The sequence below is a fragment of the Pseudomonas sp. WS 5059 genome (assembly GCF_012985525.1).
GTDB lineage: Bacteria > Pseudomonadota > Gammaproteobacteria > Pseudomonadales > Pseudomonadaceae > Aquipseudomonas.
This window is the reverse complement of sequence record NZ_JAAQWO010000003.1, coordinates 753,739-768,842: the sequence shown is the minus strand read 5'-3', so window position 1 is coordinate 768,842 and position 15,104 is coordinate 753,739. Positions and strand designations below refer to the sequence as shown.

Sequence of the window (15,104 nt, the reverse complement as noted above, 5' to 3'; positions counted from 1 at the left end):
CAACCACTTGCGCTTTCGATCTCTCGTCAGCGGGAGGCGAATTCTACAGCGTTACACGCTGCTGTCAACACCTCTTTTTCAACTTCCTTTTGGCTTCGATGAACTGAAGCAACCTGCTGCCGAAAACCACATAACTCTTTGTTTACCAAGGAGTTTTCCGTTTCGACTGCGCCGGAAGTGGGGCGAATTATAGACAGATATAAATCGCCGTCAACCGTTACTTTCAGGTTTATTCGGATTTAAGCGTAATCCGCGCAAATGCCTTCTTGCCAGCCTGGCAAACGTGGGTCGCACCCAGCTCGTATATAAAGGAGCGATCGACAACCTCACCATCTATACGCACACCACCGGAACCGAGAAGGTCGCGTGCAACCGCCGAGTTCTTCACCAATCCCGCCTTATTAAGGACAGCCGCGATCGGCATCGCCTCGCCAGCAGTCAATTCAATCTCAGGCAGATCATCCGGCAGCTCACCATCCTTCATACGATTGCCCGCAGCACGATGAGCACTGGCCGCAGCCTCCTCGCCATGGAAGCGCGCAACAATTTCTTCCGCCAGCTTGATCTTGACGTCCCGCGGGTTCGCACCCGCCTCCACATCGGCACGCAATGCGTTGATCTCATCCATCGAGCGGAAGCTCAACAACTCGAAGTACCGCCACATCAAAGCATCAGGGATAGAAACCAGCTTGCCGTACATCACACCCGGCGCTTCCTGGATGCCGACATAGTTGCCCAACGACTTGGACATCTTCTTCACGCCATCCAACCCTTCCAGCAATGGCATGGTCAGAATGCATTGAGCCTCCTGACCATACGCGCGCTGCAGCTCACGCCCCATCAACAGGTTGAACTTCTGATCGGTACCGCCCAGCTCGACATCCGCACGCAGCGCCACCGAGTCATACCCTTGAACCAACGGGTACAGGAACTCGTGAATCGCGATGGGCTGATTGGTGGAGTAGCGTTTATCGAAGTCATCGCGCTCGAGCATCCGCGCAACGGTGTACTGGGACGTCAGACGAATGAAGTCCGCCGGCCCCATTTTATCCATCCAAGTGGAATTGAACGCCACTTCGGTCTTGGCCGGATCAAGAATCTTGAAGACCTGAGTCTTGTAGGTCTCGGCATTATCGAGGACCTGTTCACGGGTCAGCGGCGGGCGCGTAGCACTCTTGCCGCTCGGATCGCCGATCATCCCGGTGAAATCACCTATAAGGAAGATCACCTGGTGCCCCAGCTCCTGGAACTGACGCAGCTTATTAATAAGCACGGTATGACCCAGGTGCAGATCCGGTGCCGTCGGATCAAAGCCAGCCTTAATACGAAGGGGTTGGCCACGCTTGAGCTTTTCGATCAGCTCGGCCTCGACCAACAGTTCTTCCGCACCACGTTTGATCAGCGCTAGCTGCTCTTCAACCGACTTCATAACAGACCCGCAAAGCTCAGATTCAAAGGGAACCAACCATACAAGATCAGGGACTAATTACAAGTTTTGCCCTGCAAACGGACACCATTCGGCGAGCCCGGCATTCGCAAGCTTGCACCACAGATGATTTGGTTATATTTTATACAGTTATTTCATCTTCATCATGTCATTCATCTTTTCCATTTCATCTTTTCAAAGTCAAAATTACCTATGACCACTGAACCGTCTAAAGCGCCGCCGCTTTACCCGAAGACCCACCTGCTCGCCGCAAGTGGTATCGCCGCCCTTCTCAGTCTGGCACTCCTGGTATTCCCTTCCAGTGACGTAGAAGCCAAACGAACGACCCTGAGTCTTGACTTGGAGAGTCCGGTTGAACAACTGACACAAGACCAAGACGCTTCTGACGCCCAACAAGCCACAACCGCGAGCGTCGAGTCACCCTTTGCACAGATTGAAGACAGCACGGATGACACCAAGGAAACCGCCCAGGCAGCACCTGTACCCCAGGTAGCAAAAGGTCCCGAACACCGTGAAGTGATCGTGGCCAAAGGCGACACACTGTCGACACTGTTCGAGAAAGTCGGCCTTCCAGCCGCGACCGTTAACGATGTGCTGGCCAGCGACAAGCAAGCCAAGCAATTCACCCAGCTCAAGCGCGGCCAGAAGCTTGAGTTCGAGCTCAGCCCAGACGGTCAACTGACCACCCTGCACAGCAATCTCAATGACCTTGAAAGCATCACCCTGACCAAGGGCGCCAAGGGCTTTGCCTTCAATCGCGTGACCACCAAGCCGGTAATGCGCTCTGCCTATATTCATGGCGTGATCAACAGCTCGCTGTCCCAGTCGGCGGCGCGCGCAGGCCTGTCCCACAGCATGACCATGGACATGGCCAGCGTGTTTGGCTACGACATCGATTTTGCTCAGGATATTCGCCAGGGTGACGAGTTCGACGTGATCTACGAGCAAAAGGTGGCCAATGGCAAGGTTGTCGGCACCGGCAATATCCTGTCGGCGCGCTTTACCAACCGCGGCAAGACCTACACCGCTGTGCGCTACACCAACAAACAAGGCAATAGCAGCTACTACACCGCCGACGGCAATAGCATGCGCAAGGCCTTCATCCGTACTCCGGTTGACTTCGCCCGTATTAGCTCGCGTTTTTCCATGGGCCGCAAGCATCCAATTCTGAACAAAATCCGCGCCCACAAAGGTGTGGACTATGCAGCACCCCGCGGCACGCCAATCAAGGCTGCCGGTGACGGCAAGGTGCTACTGGCCGGGCGCCGGGGCGGCTACGGCAATACCGTTATCATCCAGCACGGCAACAGCTACCGTACGCTGTACGGGCATATGCAAGGCTTTGCCAAAGGCGTGAAGACCGGCGGCAACGTCAAGCAAGGCCAGGTGATCGGCTATATCGGCACCACCGGCCTGTCCACCGGCCCGCACCTGCATTATGAGTTCCAGGTCAACGGCGTGCACGTCGACCCGCTAGGCCAGAAGTTGCCTATGGCCGACCCCATCGCCAAGGCCGAGCGCGCCCGCTTTCTTCAGCAAAGCCAGCCGCTGATGGCACGCATGGACCAGGAACGCGCCACCATGCTGGCTTCGGCGAAGCGCTAAGCGATGGCGCTCTATATAGGTGTGATGTCCGGGACCAGCCTCGACGGCCTGGACATTGCGCTGATCGAGCAAAACACGGCGGTCAAGCTGATCGCCACGCATTACATCCCCATGCCTGAATCCCTGCGTGCGGAGCTGCTGGGCCTTTGTGCCAGCGGCCCGGACGAGATTGCGCGCTCGGCGATTGCCCAGCAAAACTGGGTCACCCTCGCCGCCCAGGGCATTCATGCCCTGCTTGAGCAACAGCAACTCACGCCCGCCGACATCCGGGCGATTGGCAGTCATGGGCAGACTATTCGCCACGAACCTGCCCGCGGCTTTACCGTGCAGATTGGCAACCCCGCTTTACTGACCGAGCTGACTGGAATAACCGTCGTCAGTGACTTCCGTAGTCGCGATGTGGCCGCCGGTGGCCAGGGTGCGCCACTGGTGCCTGCCTTTCACGAAGCGCTGTTCGGCCAGACCAGCGGCAACCGGGCAGTGCTGAATGTCGGCGGCTTCAGCAATCTGAGCCTGATCGAGACCGGCAAACCAGTAGCGGGGTTTGACTGCGGCCCGGGCAACGTCCTGCTCGACGCCTGGATTCACCAGCAACGGGGCGACACCTTTGACCGCGACGGCCAATGGGCTGCGACAGGAAAGATCGAGCCACAGCTGCTCACCGCGTTGCTCAGCGACCCTTTCTTCCTGACCCAGGGCCCGAAAAGCACTGGGCGCGAAGTCTTCAACCTGTCTTGGCTGGAGCACCACCTCGGTCGACTGCCATCATTCGATGCACAGGATGTCCAGGCCACGCTGCTGGAGCTGACGGCGCAGACTATCGTCGAGTCGTTGAAAACCGCACAGCCGCACACCGAGACCCTGCTGGTATGTGGCGGCGGCGCCTACAACACGACGCTGATGAAGCGCCTCGCCGCCATGCTACCGGCCACCCGCGTGAGCAGCACCGCCACCCACGGCGTAGACCCTGACTGGGTGGAAGCCATGGCCTTCGCCTGGCTGGCCCATTGCTGCCTTGAAGGCATCGCCGCCAACCGCCCAAGCGTGACGGGTGCACGCGGCCTTCGCGTACTTGGCGCGATCTACCCCGCCTGACACGCACATAGCAAAACGCCGCCTGGCTCCATAAGAGCCAAGCGGCGTTTTGCCTATCCGCTATCGATCAGATCGAGAACGACGAACCGCAACCACACGTCGTGGTGGCATTCGGGTTCTTGATCACAAAGCGCGAGCCTTCCAAACCTTCCTGGTAATCCACCTCGGCGCCTGCCAAGTACTGGAAGCTCATCGGATCCACGACCAGGCTTACGCCCTCGCGCTCGACGATGGTGTCGTCATCGGCCACATCTTCATCGAAGGTAAAGCCGTACTGAAACCCTGAACAACCGCCGCCCGTAACGAATACGCGCAGCTTCAAGCGATCATTACCCTCTTCATCGACCAGGCTCTTCACCTTGTGCGCAGCACCGTGGGTGAATTGCAAAGCCGTGGGGGTGAAGGATTCAACGCTCATGCTGATAATCTCCCGGCGTAGCGCCGCCATATGCGTGATGGCGGCCATTATCCGCTTCTCCTAGAAAAGCGGTCAACTATTGTTACGGTATATCAATCTGCCCGGCGCCCCTTAAAAACACAAAAGGCCCGATCAACGGGCCTTTTGCACAGCAGCCAACGCCTTAAGGCAGCATGCCGGCGTGGGACAAACCGAGCTTCTCATCCAGGCCGAACAAGATGTTCAAGTTCTGTACAGCCTGGCCCGACGCGCCCTTGACCAAGTTATCGATTACCGACAGCACCACTACCAGGTCGCCATCCTGCGGCCGATGCACGGCAATCCGGCACACGTTGGCACCGCGCACGCTGCGGGTTTCCGGGTGGCTACCGGCAGGCATTACATCGACGAACGGCTCATTGGCATAACGCTTTTCAAACAATGCCTGCAGATCCACCGAGCGATCTACGACCGTTGCATACAGTGTCGAGTGAATCCCACGGATCATCGGGGTCAGGTGCGGCACGAACGTCAGGCCGACGTCACTGCCAGCCGCACGCCGCAGTCCCTGGCGAATTTCCGGCAGATGGCGATGCCCCTTTACGGCATACGCCTTCATGCTTTCCGAGGTCTCGGAGTACAAGGAGCCTACAGCCGCACCACGACCGGCACCGCTGACCCCCGACTTGCAGTCGGCAATCAGGCGCGAGGCGTCCGCCAGGCCAGCTTCCAGCAGCGGTAGGAAACCCAACTGGGTAGCCGTCGGATAGCAACCCGGCACGGCGATCAGACGCGCCTGCTTGATCTGCTCACGATTAACCTCTGGCAAACCATACACCGCCTCTTCAAGCAGCTCTGGAGCACCATGGGGCTGGCCGTACCACTTGGCCCACTCATCGGCATCCTGCAGGCGGAAGTCCGCAGAGAGGTCGATGACCTTGGTCCCGGCGGCCAGCAGCTCGCCGGCCAACGCATGGGCAACACCGTGGGGGGTCGCGAAAAACACCACATCGCAGGCGCCCAGGGTCTTGATATCCGGAACGCTGAACGCCAGGCCGTCGTAATGACCGCGCAGGTTGGGATACATATCGGCAACGGCCAGGCCGGCCTCGGATCGGGAGGTGATGACCACCACCTCAGCTTGCGGATGCTGAGCCAACAGACGCAGCAATTCGACACCGGTGTAACCCGTGCCGCCGACGATACCGACCTTGACCATAAACCTGCCCTCAACGAACCCACTGGAAAGCCGTCGATAATAGGGGCCGTATCGTTCTGCGACAACCGTCAACGTGACGTGCGCGCACTCTAACCTCTACTATCTCCAGTTACCGTGAACCTGGGAATAACTAAAAATGCTTTATCTATGGCTCAAAGCCTTTCATATCGTCAGCATTGTCTGCTGGTTTGCCGGGCTGTTTTACCTTCCGCGCCTGTTCGTCTACCACGCACAAAGCCAGGATGCCGTCAGCCAGGAGCGCTTCTGCATCATGGAGCGCAAGCTGTACAAGGGCATCATGCTGCCAGCGATGATCGCCACGCTGGTATTCGGTATCTGGTTGATCAGCCTTAACCCGAGTGTCTTCAGCCAGGGTGGCTGGATGCACGCCAAGCTGACCTTGGTGGTGATCCTGATCGGCTACCACCATATGTGTGGCGCCCAGGTAAAACGTTTTGCCCGTGGCGAAAACACCCGCAGCCATGTCTTTTATCGCTGGTTCAATGAAGTGCCAGTTCTGATATTGCTGGCTATTGTAATTTTGGTCGTCGTAAAGCCGTTCTAACTCTAATCAGCCGCACTTAACCTGGGGTACTTCCAATGTCGCTGCCCGCTTTGCTAGAACAACGCCTACGCCTGCCCGTGGTGGCTGCGCCGATGTTCCTGATTTCCAATCCGCAACTGGTCCTGGCGTGCTGCCGCAATGGCGTGGTCGGGAGTTTCCCGGCACTCAACCAGCGCGAAAGCAGCGGGTTCAAGGCCTGGCTGGAAGAAATCGAGGCGGGCCTGGCACTGCTGGAAAACCCCGCGCCCTACGCGGTCAACCTGATCGTGCACAACAGCAACCCGCGCCTTGAGGCTGACCTGGCGATCTGCGTCGAGCACAAGGTGCCGATCGTTATCACCAGCCTGGGTGCGGTCAAGGAATTGGTAGACGCCGTACACAGCTACGGCGGCCTGGTGTTCCACGACGTCACTACCCGGCGCCACGCCGAAAAAGCCGCAGAAGCCGGCGTCGACGGACTGATCGCCGTGGCGGCGGGGGCTGGCGGCCATGCCGGCACCTGGAGCCCGTTCTCGCTGATCGCCGAGATCCGCCAGTTCTTCGACAAGACCCTCCTGCTGGCAGGCTGCCTGAACCATGGGCACGAGATCCTCGCCGCACAATTGCTCGGGGCTGACCTCGCGTATTTCGGCACGCGCTTTATCGGCACCACTGAAAGCCACGCCCCCGATGCCTATAAAGAGATGCTGCTCACATCGCGCGCAGCCGATATCGTGCACACTCCGGCGGTGTCGGGCGTGCCCGCAAGCTTTATGCGCCAAAGCCTGGAAAACGCCGGTTTCGACCTTGCCGCCCTGCAAGGCAAGGGCGAAGTGAACTTTGGCTCCAAGCTCAAGCCACTCAGCGACGAGGCAAAGGCCTGGAAGACTGTATGGTCCGCCGGCCAAGGCGTCGGAGAGATTGACGATTTGCCCAGCGTCGATGAACTGGTTGCCCGCCTCGATGCCGAATACCGCAAGGCACGCGAGCAAGCGGCACAATTGCGCTGGCCGCGCTGACTCACCCGCCAGGCCTGCCGATTGAAGCAGGCCTGCATTACCCCTGAAAAGTGACAAGGATGCCCGCATGAGCGACAACCGTTTCAAGATTGTGTTTGATGGAGCCCTGCTCCCGGGTGTCGAAAGCACCACCGCCAAGCTGAACCTGGCCGAATTGTTCAAAAGCGACGTCGAAGCGATTGAAAAACTCTTCACCGGGCGCCCGGTGGCCTTGAAGCGCGACCTGTCTCACGCCGATGCCGACACCTATCTGGCAGCCCTGAAAAACGCCGGCGTCGATGCGCGCATCGAAGCCGAACAACCCGTGGCCTTCAGCCTGGCTGAAACCCATGAGACCGACTCCGCGACCGCCGATTTCTCGCGTCCAGCCGCCTCACCATACGCACCGCCGCGCGCAGTTGTAGGGGAAAACCTTCCAGAGTTTTCCACCCTCAAGGTGTTTACCGTCAACGGGCGTATCGGGCGCTTGCGCTTCCTCGCCTGGACCCTGGTGCTGAGCCTGGCCTTGTTCACCGTCGTGGGCGCCCTGTTTACCGTGGGCCTGGGTATTGCCGCGGTATCTCCCACTGCGGCGATCATCATTGGCTCACTGCTCGGTTTCGTCGTGCTCGTGGCATCTGTGTGGATCAGTGTCCAGATCACCGTGCAGCGCCTACATGACCTGGGCTGGTCCGGCTGGTTATGGTTCCTGAACCTTGTACCGATCGTGGGCAGCATTTTCCCGATCCTGCTGATCGTGCTGCCTGGCAATGCGGGTGCCAACCAGTATGGTGCGCCACCGCCACGCAACTCGACCGCGGTGAAGGTCCTGGCCACCCTGTGGCTGGCACTGCTCCCATTGATATTCGCCGCTACGGTGATGCTGGCCATGAGCGGTTACCTGGACCAGCTCGAAAGCAGCGTGGACGGTGGCTATGAAAACAGCTCCATGACCACCGATGAAGACGCTGATCAGAGCGTCATCGTGGGTGAAGAAGATGTGCAAAGTGCTGACGATGCGGCCGAACCTGTAGACTCTACGCAAGAATGAAGAAACGCCCCACGCCTGTGACGCATCTGTCGCAGGCTCGGTGGCGTTGCGATGGAGAAACGCATGACCCGTTACGCTCTGATCACCGGTGCCTCCAGCGGCATCGGCCTGGCCTTGGCTGAAGCACTGGCCCGTCGCGGCCGCAGCTTGATTCTGGTGGCCCGCCAGCGTGATCAGTTGGAAAGTATTGCCATTGAGCTGACCCAACGCTTTGGCGTCGAAGTGTTGTTCCGCGCCTGTGACCTGGGCGAGCCATTGCGCCTGTCTGGGTTCCTGCTAGAGCTGGAAGAAGGTGAGCGGCAGATCGACTTGCTGGTCAACTGCGCCGGTATCGGCACCAGTGGCCCATTCCTCGCCCAGGACTGGATGACCGAGCAGGACCTGATCGAAGTCAACATCCTTGCCCTGACCCGCCTGTGCCACGCGCTGGGTAACTCCATGGCCCTGCACGGTGGTGGGCAGATTCTCAACGTCGCCTCGGTCGCAGCCTTCCAGCCGGGGCCATGGATGAGCACCTATTACGCCAGCAAGGCCTATGTGCTGCATTTCTCCGAAGGCCTGCGCGAAGAGCTGAAGAGCTGCGGCATCAAGGTTTCAGTGCTCTGCCCCGGCCCGACACGCACCGCCTTCTTCGGCACCGCACAGATGGACACCGCCAAGCTGGACCGTCAGCAGCTGATAAGCCCGGAAGAAGTGGCACTGCACACCGTACGTGCCCTGGCAAAGAACAAGGCGATCATTGTTCCCGGTCGCCGTAATCGCTGGCTGGCGTTCAGCCCGCGCTTGAGCCCACGCTGGCTGACCCGCAAGATTGCCGGCGCCATCAACAAGGCCTATTGCCCGCGTTGACCTGCTGGGTACACTCACCCTGCACTTTCATAATGGAGAAACAGCTGTGGATACTCTGTTCACCAAGATCATCAACAGAGAAATACCCGCGAGGATTATCTACGAGGATGACCAGGTCCTGGCCTTCCACGATATTGCGCCAATGGCCCCCGTGCATTTCCTGGTGATTCCGAAGAAGCCGATCCGCACCCTCAACGACCTGACGGAAGAGGACAAAGGCCTGGCAGGACACATCCTGTTCACCGCCCAGCGCCTGGCCGTGGAGCAAGGCTGCGAAAAAGGCTTTCGCGTGGTAATGAACTGCAATGAAGATGGCGGCCAGACCGTCTATCACATTCATATGCATGTACTGGGTCAACGCCAGATGAACTGGCCACCGGGCTGAAACCCCAATTGTAGGGGCCGGCTTGCCGGCGATGGCGGCCTCAAGAGCCTCATCGCCGGCAAGCCAGCCCTTATAAGAAGCATGACCCAGCGCAAACGCACGCCCCTCTCTTGCGGTAAACTGGCCGCCGAGATTTTTCCCGGAGGTCAGCATGACTACCCAACGTCACTACTCGCCGATTGACCGACTGTTGCTGCAAGCCGACACGGCCATGCGCACGCTGCTGCCCTTCAGCGGCCAGCCGTATCGCCCGTCACCTGCCATCGTGCAACCCGAAGCGCAAATGAGCGAGACGGATACCCGCCACGTCGCAGGCCTGATGCGTATCAACCATACCGGTGAAGTCTGTGCCCAGGCGCTGTACCAGGGTCAGGCATTGACCGCCAAGCTGCCGCAAGTACGCGCAGCCATGGAGCATGCGGCCGAGGAAGAAATCGACCACCTGGCCTGGTGTGAACAACGTATCCGCCAATTGGGCAGCCACCCCAGCGTGCTGAACCCACTGTTTTATGGTTTGTCGTTTGGTATCGGCGCCGCTGCCGGCCTGATCAGCGACAAGGTCAGCCTGGGTTTTGTCGCAGCGACCGAGCACCAGGTCTGCAAGCACCTGGATGAGCATCTGGAACAACTGCCGGCCGAGGACGAAAAGTCCCGGGCGATTCTTGAGCAGATGCGTATCGACGAAGAACATCACGCAGAAAGCGCACTGGATGCCGGCGGTTTCCGCTTCCCGGCACCGGTTAGGTTTGGCATGAGCCTGCTGGCCAAGGTCATGACCAAAAGCACCTACCGGATCTGAGCTGCAAAAAAGGGCGCTTTCAAAGCGCCCTTTCTTTTTTGCCGGTTGATCCAGTGATCAACCCAACTCAACGATCTCGTAATCATGAGTAATGGCCACACCGGCCGCGCCGAGCATAATCGAGGCCGAGCAGTACTTCTGCGCCGACAGCTCGACGGCCCGCTTGACCTGCGCTTCTTTCAGCGCGCGGCCCTTGACCACAAAATGCATATGGATCTTGGTGAACACCTTCGGGTCTTCAGTCGCGCGTTCGGCTTCTAGAAAGGCTTCGCAGCTTTCCACCGCCTGGCGCGACTTCTTCAGGATGCTGACCACATCGAAGTTGCTGCAGCCGCCCACGCCAAGCAGGAGCATTTCCATGGGCCGTACACCCAGGTTGCGACCACCGGCTTCCGGCGGGCCATCCATGACCACCACATGGCCGCTGCCCGATTCACCGAGGAACATGGCTTCGCCCGCCCATTGGATGCGTGCCTTCATCGCCCAGACTCCACTGCTAAAAAAGGGGCGCCAGCTTATCACAGGCCCTCGCGAGCGCAGTGCCCACCCGCAATACGATCAACAGTAGGCCGTGATAGATAAATTCCCTGATCGAGTCAGAATGTGTCTGTTAAGCTGGCGCCAAATCAATGGCGCATTGCCATCCATTGGATGGACCTCGCTCGATAAAAATATAAGTCCAACCACACCGTGCAGTCTTTTCGGGATACAACCATGGTTGCTATTACCCCCATACCCAAGATCAAGAACCTCGATAAGTTGCTGACCCACTGTCAGCGTCGACGCTATCCGGCCAAGCAGAACATCATCTGCGCCGGGGAGCGCTCGGAAACCCTGTTCTTCATTATCAAAGGTTCGGTCACGATCCTGATCGAGGATGAAGACGGCCGCGAGATGATCATCGCCTACCTCAATACCGGGGACTTTTTCGGCGAGCTGGGCCTGTTTGAGCAAGCCGGAAAAGAACAGGAGCGTAGCGCCTGGGTGAGGGCCAAGATCGAGTGTGAGGTCGCGGAAATCAGCTATGCAAAATTTCGCGAGCTGGCCGAACAGGATCCAGACATCCTCTACGCCCTGAGCGGCCAGATTGCCCAGCGCTTGCGCAACACCACCCGCAAAGTCGGCGACCTGGCGTTCTTCGATGTCACCGGGCGTGTCGCCCGCTGCCTGCTGGAGCTGTGCAAGCAGCCAGACGCCATGACTCATCCCGACGGCATGCAGATCAAGGTTACGCGCCAGGAAATCGGGCGCATCGTCGGTTGTTCGCGGGAGATGGTCGGTCGAGTGCTCAAGGATCTGGAGGAACGCAACCTGGTTCACGTCAAAGGCAAGACGATGGTGGTGTTCGGCACTCGCTAGTGCGCAAAGACCTGCGCCAGCATCTGCCGGTACAAACCGTCGAGGCGGCTGATCGCATCCGGCGCCGCAAAAGCTTCATGCAGGGCGATATGGCTGTCAGCGCGCACCCGTTGCTCCAGGCCACACGCCTGATTGAAGCGATTGACCGCAGCAATCAGTTCCTCACGATGGTTATCCAGCAACAGTGCGCCATGCACCAGGCCCACCGGGCGCCCACCACTCTGGCGCCAACGCTGGGCAGTGCCGACCATCTTGCGTCCGTCGAGATTGACGTTATAGCGACCATCGCAAAAGGCACCGTCGATTTCGCCCACGGAGGCATCGCCGCCCAACTCGGTCAGCAAATCGCAGATGGGTTGGCACAGGCGCAAATATCCGGTTTCAATCCGACCCTGGTCGCCCTCACTACGTGGCGGCGCGTAGACCAGTGCAATGTTCACCGTCGCCGCTGACTGCGGCACCGGCTCGCCCCCGGTTTCGCGCAGCAACACCGGCCAGCCGTGGGCCGCCGATACCTGGCTGGCCGCGTCAAATGCGGGCAGGCGGCTCAGACGCCGAGGCATTACCAATGCCTGGTCACTGGGTTGCCAAAACAGCAGGCCGAATGATTGCTCACCCGCGCAGACGGCGGCCAGCAAGTCTTGCTCGGCGGCAAGGCCTGCTTCAACGGTCATCGCTACGGGCTGGATCATCGGGCATCTACCTCTCTGAATAAACACAAAAACAAATGTGGGAGCTGGCTTGCTCCCGATAGCAACGTATCAGTCACCAATGCATTGACTGAAAGTCTGCTATCGCAGGCAAGCCAGCTCCCACACAAGCCAGCTCCTACCGTGACCGCGTTTTGAATCAATCCAGCGTCGAGCCGCTGACCGGCAGACCACGCTCCGGGAAAAACAGGCGCTGCAACTCAGCCCCAGGATTCTCCGCGCGCATAAAGGTCTCGCCAACCAGGAACGAGTAGACGTCGCTGATTTCCATCAGCTCCACATCCGCACGATTGACGATACCGCTCTCGGTAATCACCAGGCGGTCGCGGGGAATGCGCGGCAGCAAGTCCAGCGTGGTTTCGAGGCTGACCTCAAAGGTGTGCAGGTTGCGGTTGTTGACCCCCACCAAGCGTGTGTCGAGGGTTTTCAGCGCGCGTTCCAGTTCGTCACCGTCGTGGACCTCGACCAATACATCCAGGCCCACGCCCTTGGCAACTGCCGCCAGTTCGGCCATCTGCACGTCGTCCAGCGCCGAAACAATCAACAGCACGCAATCGGCGCCCAACGCCCGGGCCTCGACGATCTGGTACGGGTCGATCATGAAGTCCTTGCGGATCACCGGCAACTTGCACGCGGCGCGTGCTTGTTGCAGGTAAGCGTCGGAGCCCTGGAAGTAGTCGATATCGGTCAACACCGAAAGGCAGGTCGCCCCGCCTTTCTCATAGCTGGCAGCAATCTCTGCTGGCACGAAGTGCTCGCGGATCACGCCTTTGCTTGGCGAGGCCTTTTTGATCTCGGCGATCACCGCTGGCTGCTTGAGCTTGGCCTGGGTGATCAGGGCATTGGCGAAGCCGCGCGGTGCATCGGCGCTTTTCGCCAGGCCTTCCAGCTCGGCCAGGCTCACGCGGGCGCGGCGCTCGGCGACTTCTTCAGCTTTACGGGCGAGGATGTTTTCCAGGACTGTTGGCACGCTCATCCTTCATTCTCCATTTTGAATACGGCCGTGAATGCTCCCAGCTCTTCGAGCTTTTCGCGAGCCAGACCCGTATGCAGCGCATCGTGGGCCAAGGCGACACCTTCTGTAAGACTATAGGCGTGATCGGCTGCGTAAAGTGCCGCGCCAGCATTCAGAACAATCATCTCTGCCGCTTTCTGACCGTTTTCAGTCTTGCGACGCCCCAGGGCATCGCGAATCAATTCCAGGGAAGCGGCCGGGCTTTCCACCGCCAGGCCGTGCAGGCTCTGGCTCTTCATGCCCAGATCCTCTGGCTCGACCCAATACTCAGTGACCTGATCGTTCTTCAGTTCCGCCACAAAGGTCGGCGCCGCAAGACTGAATTCGTCCAGGCCATCCTTGGAGTGCACCACCAGCACATGCTTGCTACCCAGGCGCTGCAGGACTTCGGCCAATGGCCGGCACAGTGCCTGGCTGAACACGCCCACCACCTGATGTTTCACACCGGCCGGATTCGTAAGCGGGCCAAGCATGTTGAACAGGGTACGCAGGCCAAGGTCCTTGCGCGGTCCGGCGGCGTGTTTCATCGCACCATGGTGGGACTGGGCAAACATAAAGCCGATGCCAACGTTGTCGATGCAGCGCGCCACCTGAACCGGGGTCAGGTTCAGGTAGATACCTGCTGCCTCCAGCAGGTCGGCACTGCCGCTCTTGCCGGATACAGCACGGTTGCCGTGCTTGGCCACGGTGCAACCGGCAGCCGCCACCACGAAGGAGGAGGCGGTCGAGACGTTGAAAATATTCGCACCATCGCCGCCGGTGCCGACCACATCGACCACGCCGTCGAGGGTCTTGAGTTCGACCTTGTCCGCCAACTCGCGCATCACCGAGACGGCGCCGACGATTTCGTCGATGCTCTCGCTCTTCATGCGCATGGCCATCATAAAGGCGCCAATCTGCGCATCGGTGCATTGACCGGTCATGATTTCGCGCATCACATCGCTCATTTCAGCGGTGCTCAGGTCCAGATGGCCGACGATACGGCTCAGGGCAGTCTTGATATCCATGGAAAGTCCTTAGCGCGTGCCGCCGCTCTGCTTGAGAAAGTTGGCGAACAGCTCGTAGCCCTGCTCGGTCAGAATCGATTCAGGGTGAAATTGCACCCCTTCGACATTCAGTGTCTTGTGCCGCAGGCCCATGATCTCGTCGACCGAGCCGTCTTCCAACTGGGTCCAGGCCGTCAGCTCCAGGCACTCGGGCAAGGTTTCGCGCTTGACCACCAACGAGTGGTAGCGGGTCACCGTCACCGGCAGGTTCAGGCCCTGGAACACGCCCTGATCATTATGGAACACCGGGCTGGTCTTGCCGTGCATCACCTGGCGGGCGCGCACTACGTCGCCGCCGAACGCCTGGCCGATGGACTGGTGGCCCAGGCAAACCCCGAGGATCGGCAGCTTGCCGGCGAAAAACTGGATGGCTTCCAGGGAGATACCCGCCTCGGTCGGCGTGCACGGGCCAGGGGAAACCACAATGCGCTCAGGGTTCAGGGCAGCAATCTGTGCCACGGTCATTTCATCGTTGCGCACCACCTTGACCTCGGCACCGAGCTCGCCCAGGTATTGCACAACGTTGTAGGTAAAGGAGTCGTAGTTATCAATCATCAGCAACATGTGGGTTCAAACCTCTTGAAT

The 15,104-nt window shown here is 59.3% G+C and carries 17 protein-coding genes; 9 read left to right on the top strand and 8 right to left on the bottom strand.

Annotated features, from left to right (window positions below; translation table 11 throughout):
- Nucleotides 1–229: 229 nt before the first annotated feature.
- Nucleotides 230–1,429: a tyrosine--tRNA ligase gene (tyrS, locus tag HBO12_RS12490; protein WP_170042264.1), complete on the bottom strand. Its 1,200-nt coding sequence runs from the start codon at nucleotides 1,427–1,429 to the stop codon at nucleotides 230–232.
- Between the two features lie 210 nt (nucleotides 1,430–1,639).
- On the opposite strand from tyrS, the gene HBO12_RS12485 reads away from it, so the two are divergent.
- Together HBO12_RS12485 and HBO12_RS12480 are read left to right on the top strand one after the other, a co-directional pair.
- Entirely contained in the window at nucleotides 1,640–3,052 is a 1,413-nt protein-coding gene (locus tag HBO12_RS12485; protein ID WP_169953839.1) for a peptidoglycan DD-metalloendopeptidase family protein, read from the top strand.
- Between the two features lie 3 nt (nucleotides 3,053–3,055).
- Complete coding sequence (locus HBO12_RS12480) at nucleotides 3,056–4,147, top strand: anhydro-N-acetylmuramic acid kinase (protein WP_169953838.1); 1,092 nt, start codon at nucleotides 3,056–3,058, stop codon at nucleotides 4,145–4,147.
- Nucleotides 4,148–4,214: 67 nt separating this feature from the next.
- Here the strand turns inward: HBO12_RS12480 and erpA are convergent, their stop codons facing one another.
- Together erpA and argC are read right to left on the bottom strand one after the other, a co-directional pair.
- On the bottom strand, nucleotides 4,215–4,565 hold the full coding sequence (erpA, locus tag HBO12_RS12475; RefSeq protein ID WP_003176443.1) for an iron-sulfur cluster insertion protein ErpA: 351 nt from the start codon (nucleotides 4,563–4,565) through the stop codon (nucleotides 4,215–4,217).
- A gap of 163 nt (nucleotides 4,566–4,728) precedes the next feature.
- Nucleotides 4,729–5,763, bottom strand: a complete 1,035-nt coding sequence (argC, locus tag HBO12_RS12470; RefSeq protein ID WP_169953837.1) for an N-acetyl-gamma-glutamyl-phosphate reductase — start codon at nucleotides 5,761–5,763, stop codon at nucleotides 4,729–4,731.
- A gap of 136 nt (nucleotides 5,764–5,899) precedes the next feature.
- On the opposite strand from argC, the gene hemJ reads away from it, so the two are divergent.
- From hemJ to coq7, 6 genes are all read left to right on the top strand, one after another.
- Nucleotides 5,900–6,328 (top strand): protoporphyrinogen oxidase HemJ, encoded by a 429-nt coding sequence (hemJ, locus tag HBO12_RS12465; RefSeq protein WP_169953836.1) that lies wholly within the window; start codon nucleotides 5,900–5,902, stop codon nucleotides 6,326–6,328.
- A 35-nt stretch (nucleotides 6,329–6,363) separates the two neighbouring features.
- Nucleotides 6,364–7,326: an NAD(P)H-dependent flavin oxidoreductase gene (locus HBO12_RS12460; protein WP_169953835.1), complete on the top strand. Its 963-nt coding sequence runs from the start codon at nucleotides 6,364–6,366 to the stop codon at nucleotides 7,324–7,326.
- A 67-nt stretch (nucleotides 7,327–7,393) separates the two neighbouring features.
- A complete protein-coding gene (locus tag HBO12_RS12455; RefSeq protein WP_169953834.1) occupies nucleotides 7,394–8,356 on the top strand; it encodes a DUF805 domain-containing protein in 963 nt (320 codons plus the stop codon).
- A 63-nt stretch (nucleotides 8,357–8,419) separates the two neighbouring features.
- The gene (locus HBO12_RS12450; RefSeq protein ID WP_169953833.1) at nucleotides 8,420–9,205 is read left to right on the top strand and encodes an SDR family NAD(P)-dependent oxidoreductase; all 786 of its coding nucleotides are present in this window, start codon (nucleotides 8,420–8,422) and stop codon (nucleotides 9,203–9,205) included.
- 46 nt (nucleotides 9,206–9,251) lie between these two features.
- A complete protein-coding gene (locus HBO12_RS12445) occupies nucleotides 9,252–9,590 on the top strand; it encodes a histidine triad nucleotide-binding protein (protein ID WP_032858506.1) in 339 nt (112 codons plus the stop codon).
- A gap of 151 nt (nucleotides 9,591–9,741) precedes the next feature.
- Nucleotides 9,742–10,389, top strand: a complete 648-nt coding sequence (gene coq7, locus HBO12_RS12440; RefSeq protein ID WP_169953832.1) for a 2-polyprenyl-3-methyl-6-methoxy-1,4-benzoquinone monooxygenase — start codon at nucleotides 9,742–9,744, stop codon at nucleotides 10,387–10,389.
- A 57-nt stretch (nucleotides 10,390–10,446) separates the two neighbouring features.
- Here coq7 and HBO12_RS12435 read toward each other — a convergent pair whose 3' ends face one another.
- Entirely contained in the window at nucleotides 10,447–10,869 is a 423-nt protein-coding gene (locus tag HBO12_RS12435) for an OsmC family protein (protein WP_169953831.1), read from the bottom strand.
- A 234-nt stretch (nucleotides 10,870–11,103) separates the two neighbouring features.
- On the opposite strand from HBO12_RS12435, the gene crp reads away from it, so the two are divergent.
- A complete protein-coding gene (gene crp / locus HBO12_RS12430; RefSeq protein ID WP_169953830.1) occupies nucleotides 11,104–11,748 on the top strand; it encodes a cAMP-activated global transcriptional regulator CRP in 645 nt (214 codons plus the stop codon).
- On the opposite strand, the gene HBO12_RS12425 is transcribed toward crp, so the two are convergent.
- The 4 genes from HBO12_RS12425 to HBO12_RS12410 form a co-directional block, all read right to left on the bottom strand.
- The gene (locus HBO12_RS12425) at nucleotides 11,745–12,440 is read right to left on the bottom strand and encodes a lipoate--protein ligase family protein (protein ID WP_170042263.1); all 696 of its coding nucleotides are present in this window, start codon (nucleotides 12,438–12,440) and stop codon (nucleotides 11,745–11,747) included. The two genes, crp and HBO12_RS12425, sit on opposite strands and share 4 nt — an antisense overlap.
- Nucleotides 12,441–12,597: 157 nt before the next feature.
- Nucleotides 12,598–13,434 carry an indole-3-glycerol phosphate synthase TrpC gene (gene trpC, locus HBO12_RS12420; protein ID WP_169953828.1) on the bottom strand — a complete coding sequence of 279 codons (837 nt, stop codon included), beginning with the start codon at nucleotides 13,432–13,434 and terminating at the stop codon, nucleotides 12,598–12,600.
- Complete coding sequence (gene trpD / locus HBO12_RS12415; RefSeq protein ID WP_032858515.1) at nucleotides 13,431–14,480, bottom strand: anthranilate phosphoribosyltransferase; 1,050 nt, start codon at nucleotides 14,478–14,480, stop codon at nucleotides 13,431–13,433. Before trpD ends, trpC begins: the two co-directional genes overlap by 4 nt.
- 9 nt (nucleotides 14,481–14,489) lie before the next feature.
- Entirely contained in the window at nucleotides 14,490–15,083 is a 594-nt protein-coding gene (locus HBO12_RS12410) for an aminodeoxychorismate/anthranilate synthase component II (protein WP_038443772.1), read from the bottom strand.
- Between the last annotated feature and the right edge of the window lie 21 nt (nucleotides 15,084–15,104).

What these genes read in the sequence shown, in the direction of transcription:
- trpD (WP_032858515.1), bottom strand. Translation starts at nt 14,480, where the DNA reads ATGGATATCAAGACTGCCCTGAGCCGTATCGTCGGCCATCTGGACCTG.
- HBO12_RS12485 (WP_169953839.1), top strand. Translation starts at nt 1,640, where the DNA reads ATGACCACTGAACCGTCTAAAGCGCCGCCGCTTTACCCGAAGACCCAC.
- HBO12_RS12460 (WP_169953835.1), top strand. Translation starts at nt 6,364, where the DNA reads ATGTCGCTGCCCGCTTTGCTAGAACAACGCCTACGCCTGCCCGTGGTG.
- tyrS (WP_170042264.1), bottom strand. Translation starts at nt 1,429, where the DNA reads ATGAAGTCGGTTGAAGAGCAGCTAGCGCTGATCAAACGTGGTGCGGAA.
- crp (WP_169953830.1), top strand. Translation starts at nt 11,104, where the DNA reads ATGGTTGCTATTACCCCCATACCCAAGATCAAGAACCTCGATAAGTTG.
- HBO12_RS12480 (WP_169953838.1), top strand. Translation starts at nt 3,056, where the DNA reads ATGGCGCTCTATATAGGTGTGATGTCCGGGACCAGCCTCGACGGCCTG.
- argC (WP_169953837.1), bottom strand. Translation starts at nt 5,763, where the DNA reads ATGGTCAAGGTCGGTATCGTCGGCGGCACGGGTTACACCGGTGTCGAA.
- coq7 (WP_169953832.1), top strand. Translation starts at nt 9,742, where the DNA reads ATGACTACCCAACGTCACTACTCGCCGATTGACCGACTGTTGCTGCAA.
- HBO12_RS12455 (WP_169953834.1), top strand. Translation starts at nt 7,394, where the DNA reads ATGAGCGACAACCGTTTCAAGATTGTGTTTGATGGAGCCCTGCTCCCG.
- HBO12_RS12410 (WP_038443772.1), bottom strand. Translation starts at nt 15,083, where the DNA reads ATGTTGCTGATGATTGATAACTACGACTCCTTTACCTACAACGTTGTG.
- hemJ (WP_169953836.1), top strand. Translation starts at nt 5,900, where the DNA reads ATGCTTTATCTATGGCTCAAAGCCTTTCATATCGTCAGCATTGTCTGC.
- erpA (WP_003176443.1), bottom strand. Translation starts at nt 4,565, where the DNA reads ATGAGCGTTGAATCCTTCACCCCCACGGCTTTGCAATTCACCCACGGT.
- HBO12_RS12425 (WP_170042263.1), bottom strand. Translation starts at nt 12,440, where the DNA reads ATGATCCAGCCCGTAGCGATGACCGTTGAAGCAGGCCTTGCCGCCGAG.
- HBO12_RS12450 (WP_169953833.1), top strand. Translation starts at nt 8,420, where the DNA reads ATGACCCGTTACGCTCTGATCACCGGTGCCTCCAGCGGCATCGGCCTG.
- HBO12_RS12435 (WP_169953831.1), bottom strand. Translation starts at nt 10,869, where the DNA reads ATGAAGGCACGCATCCAATGGGCGGGCGAAGCCATGTTCCTCGGTGAA.
- trpC (WP_169953828.1), bottom strand. Translation starts at nt 13,434, where the DNA reads ATGAGCGTGCCAACAGTCCTGGAAAACATCCTCGCCCGTAAAGCTGAA.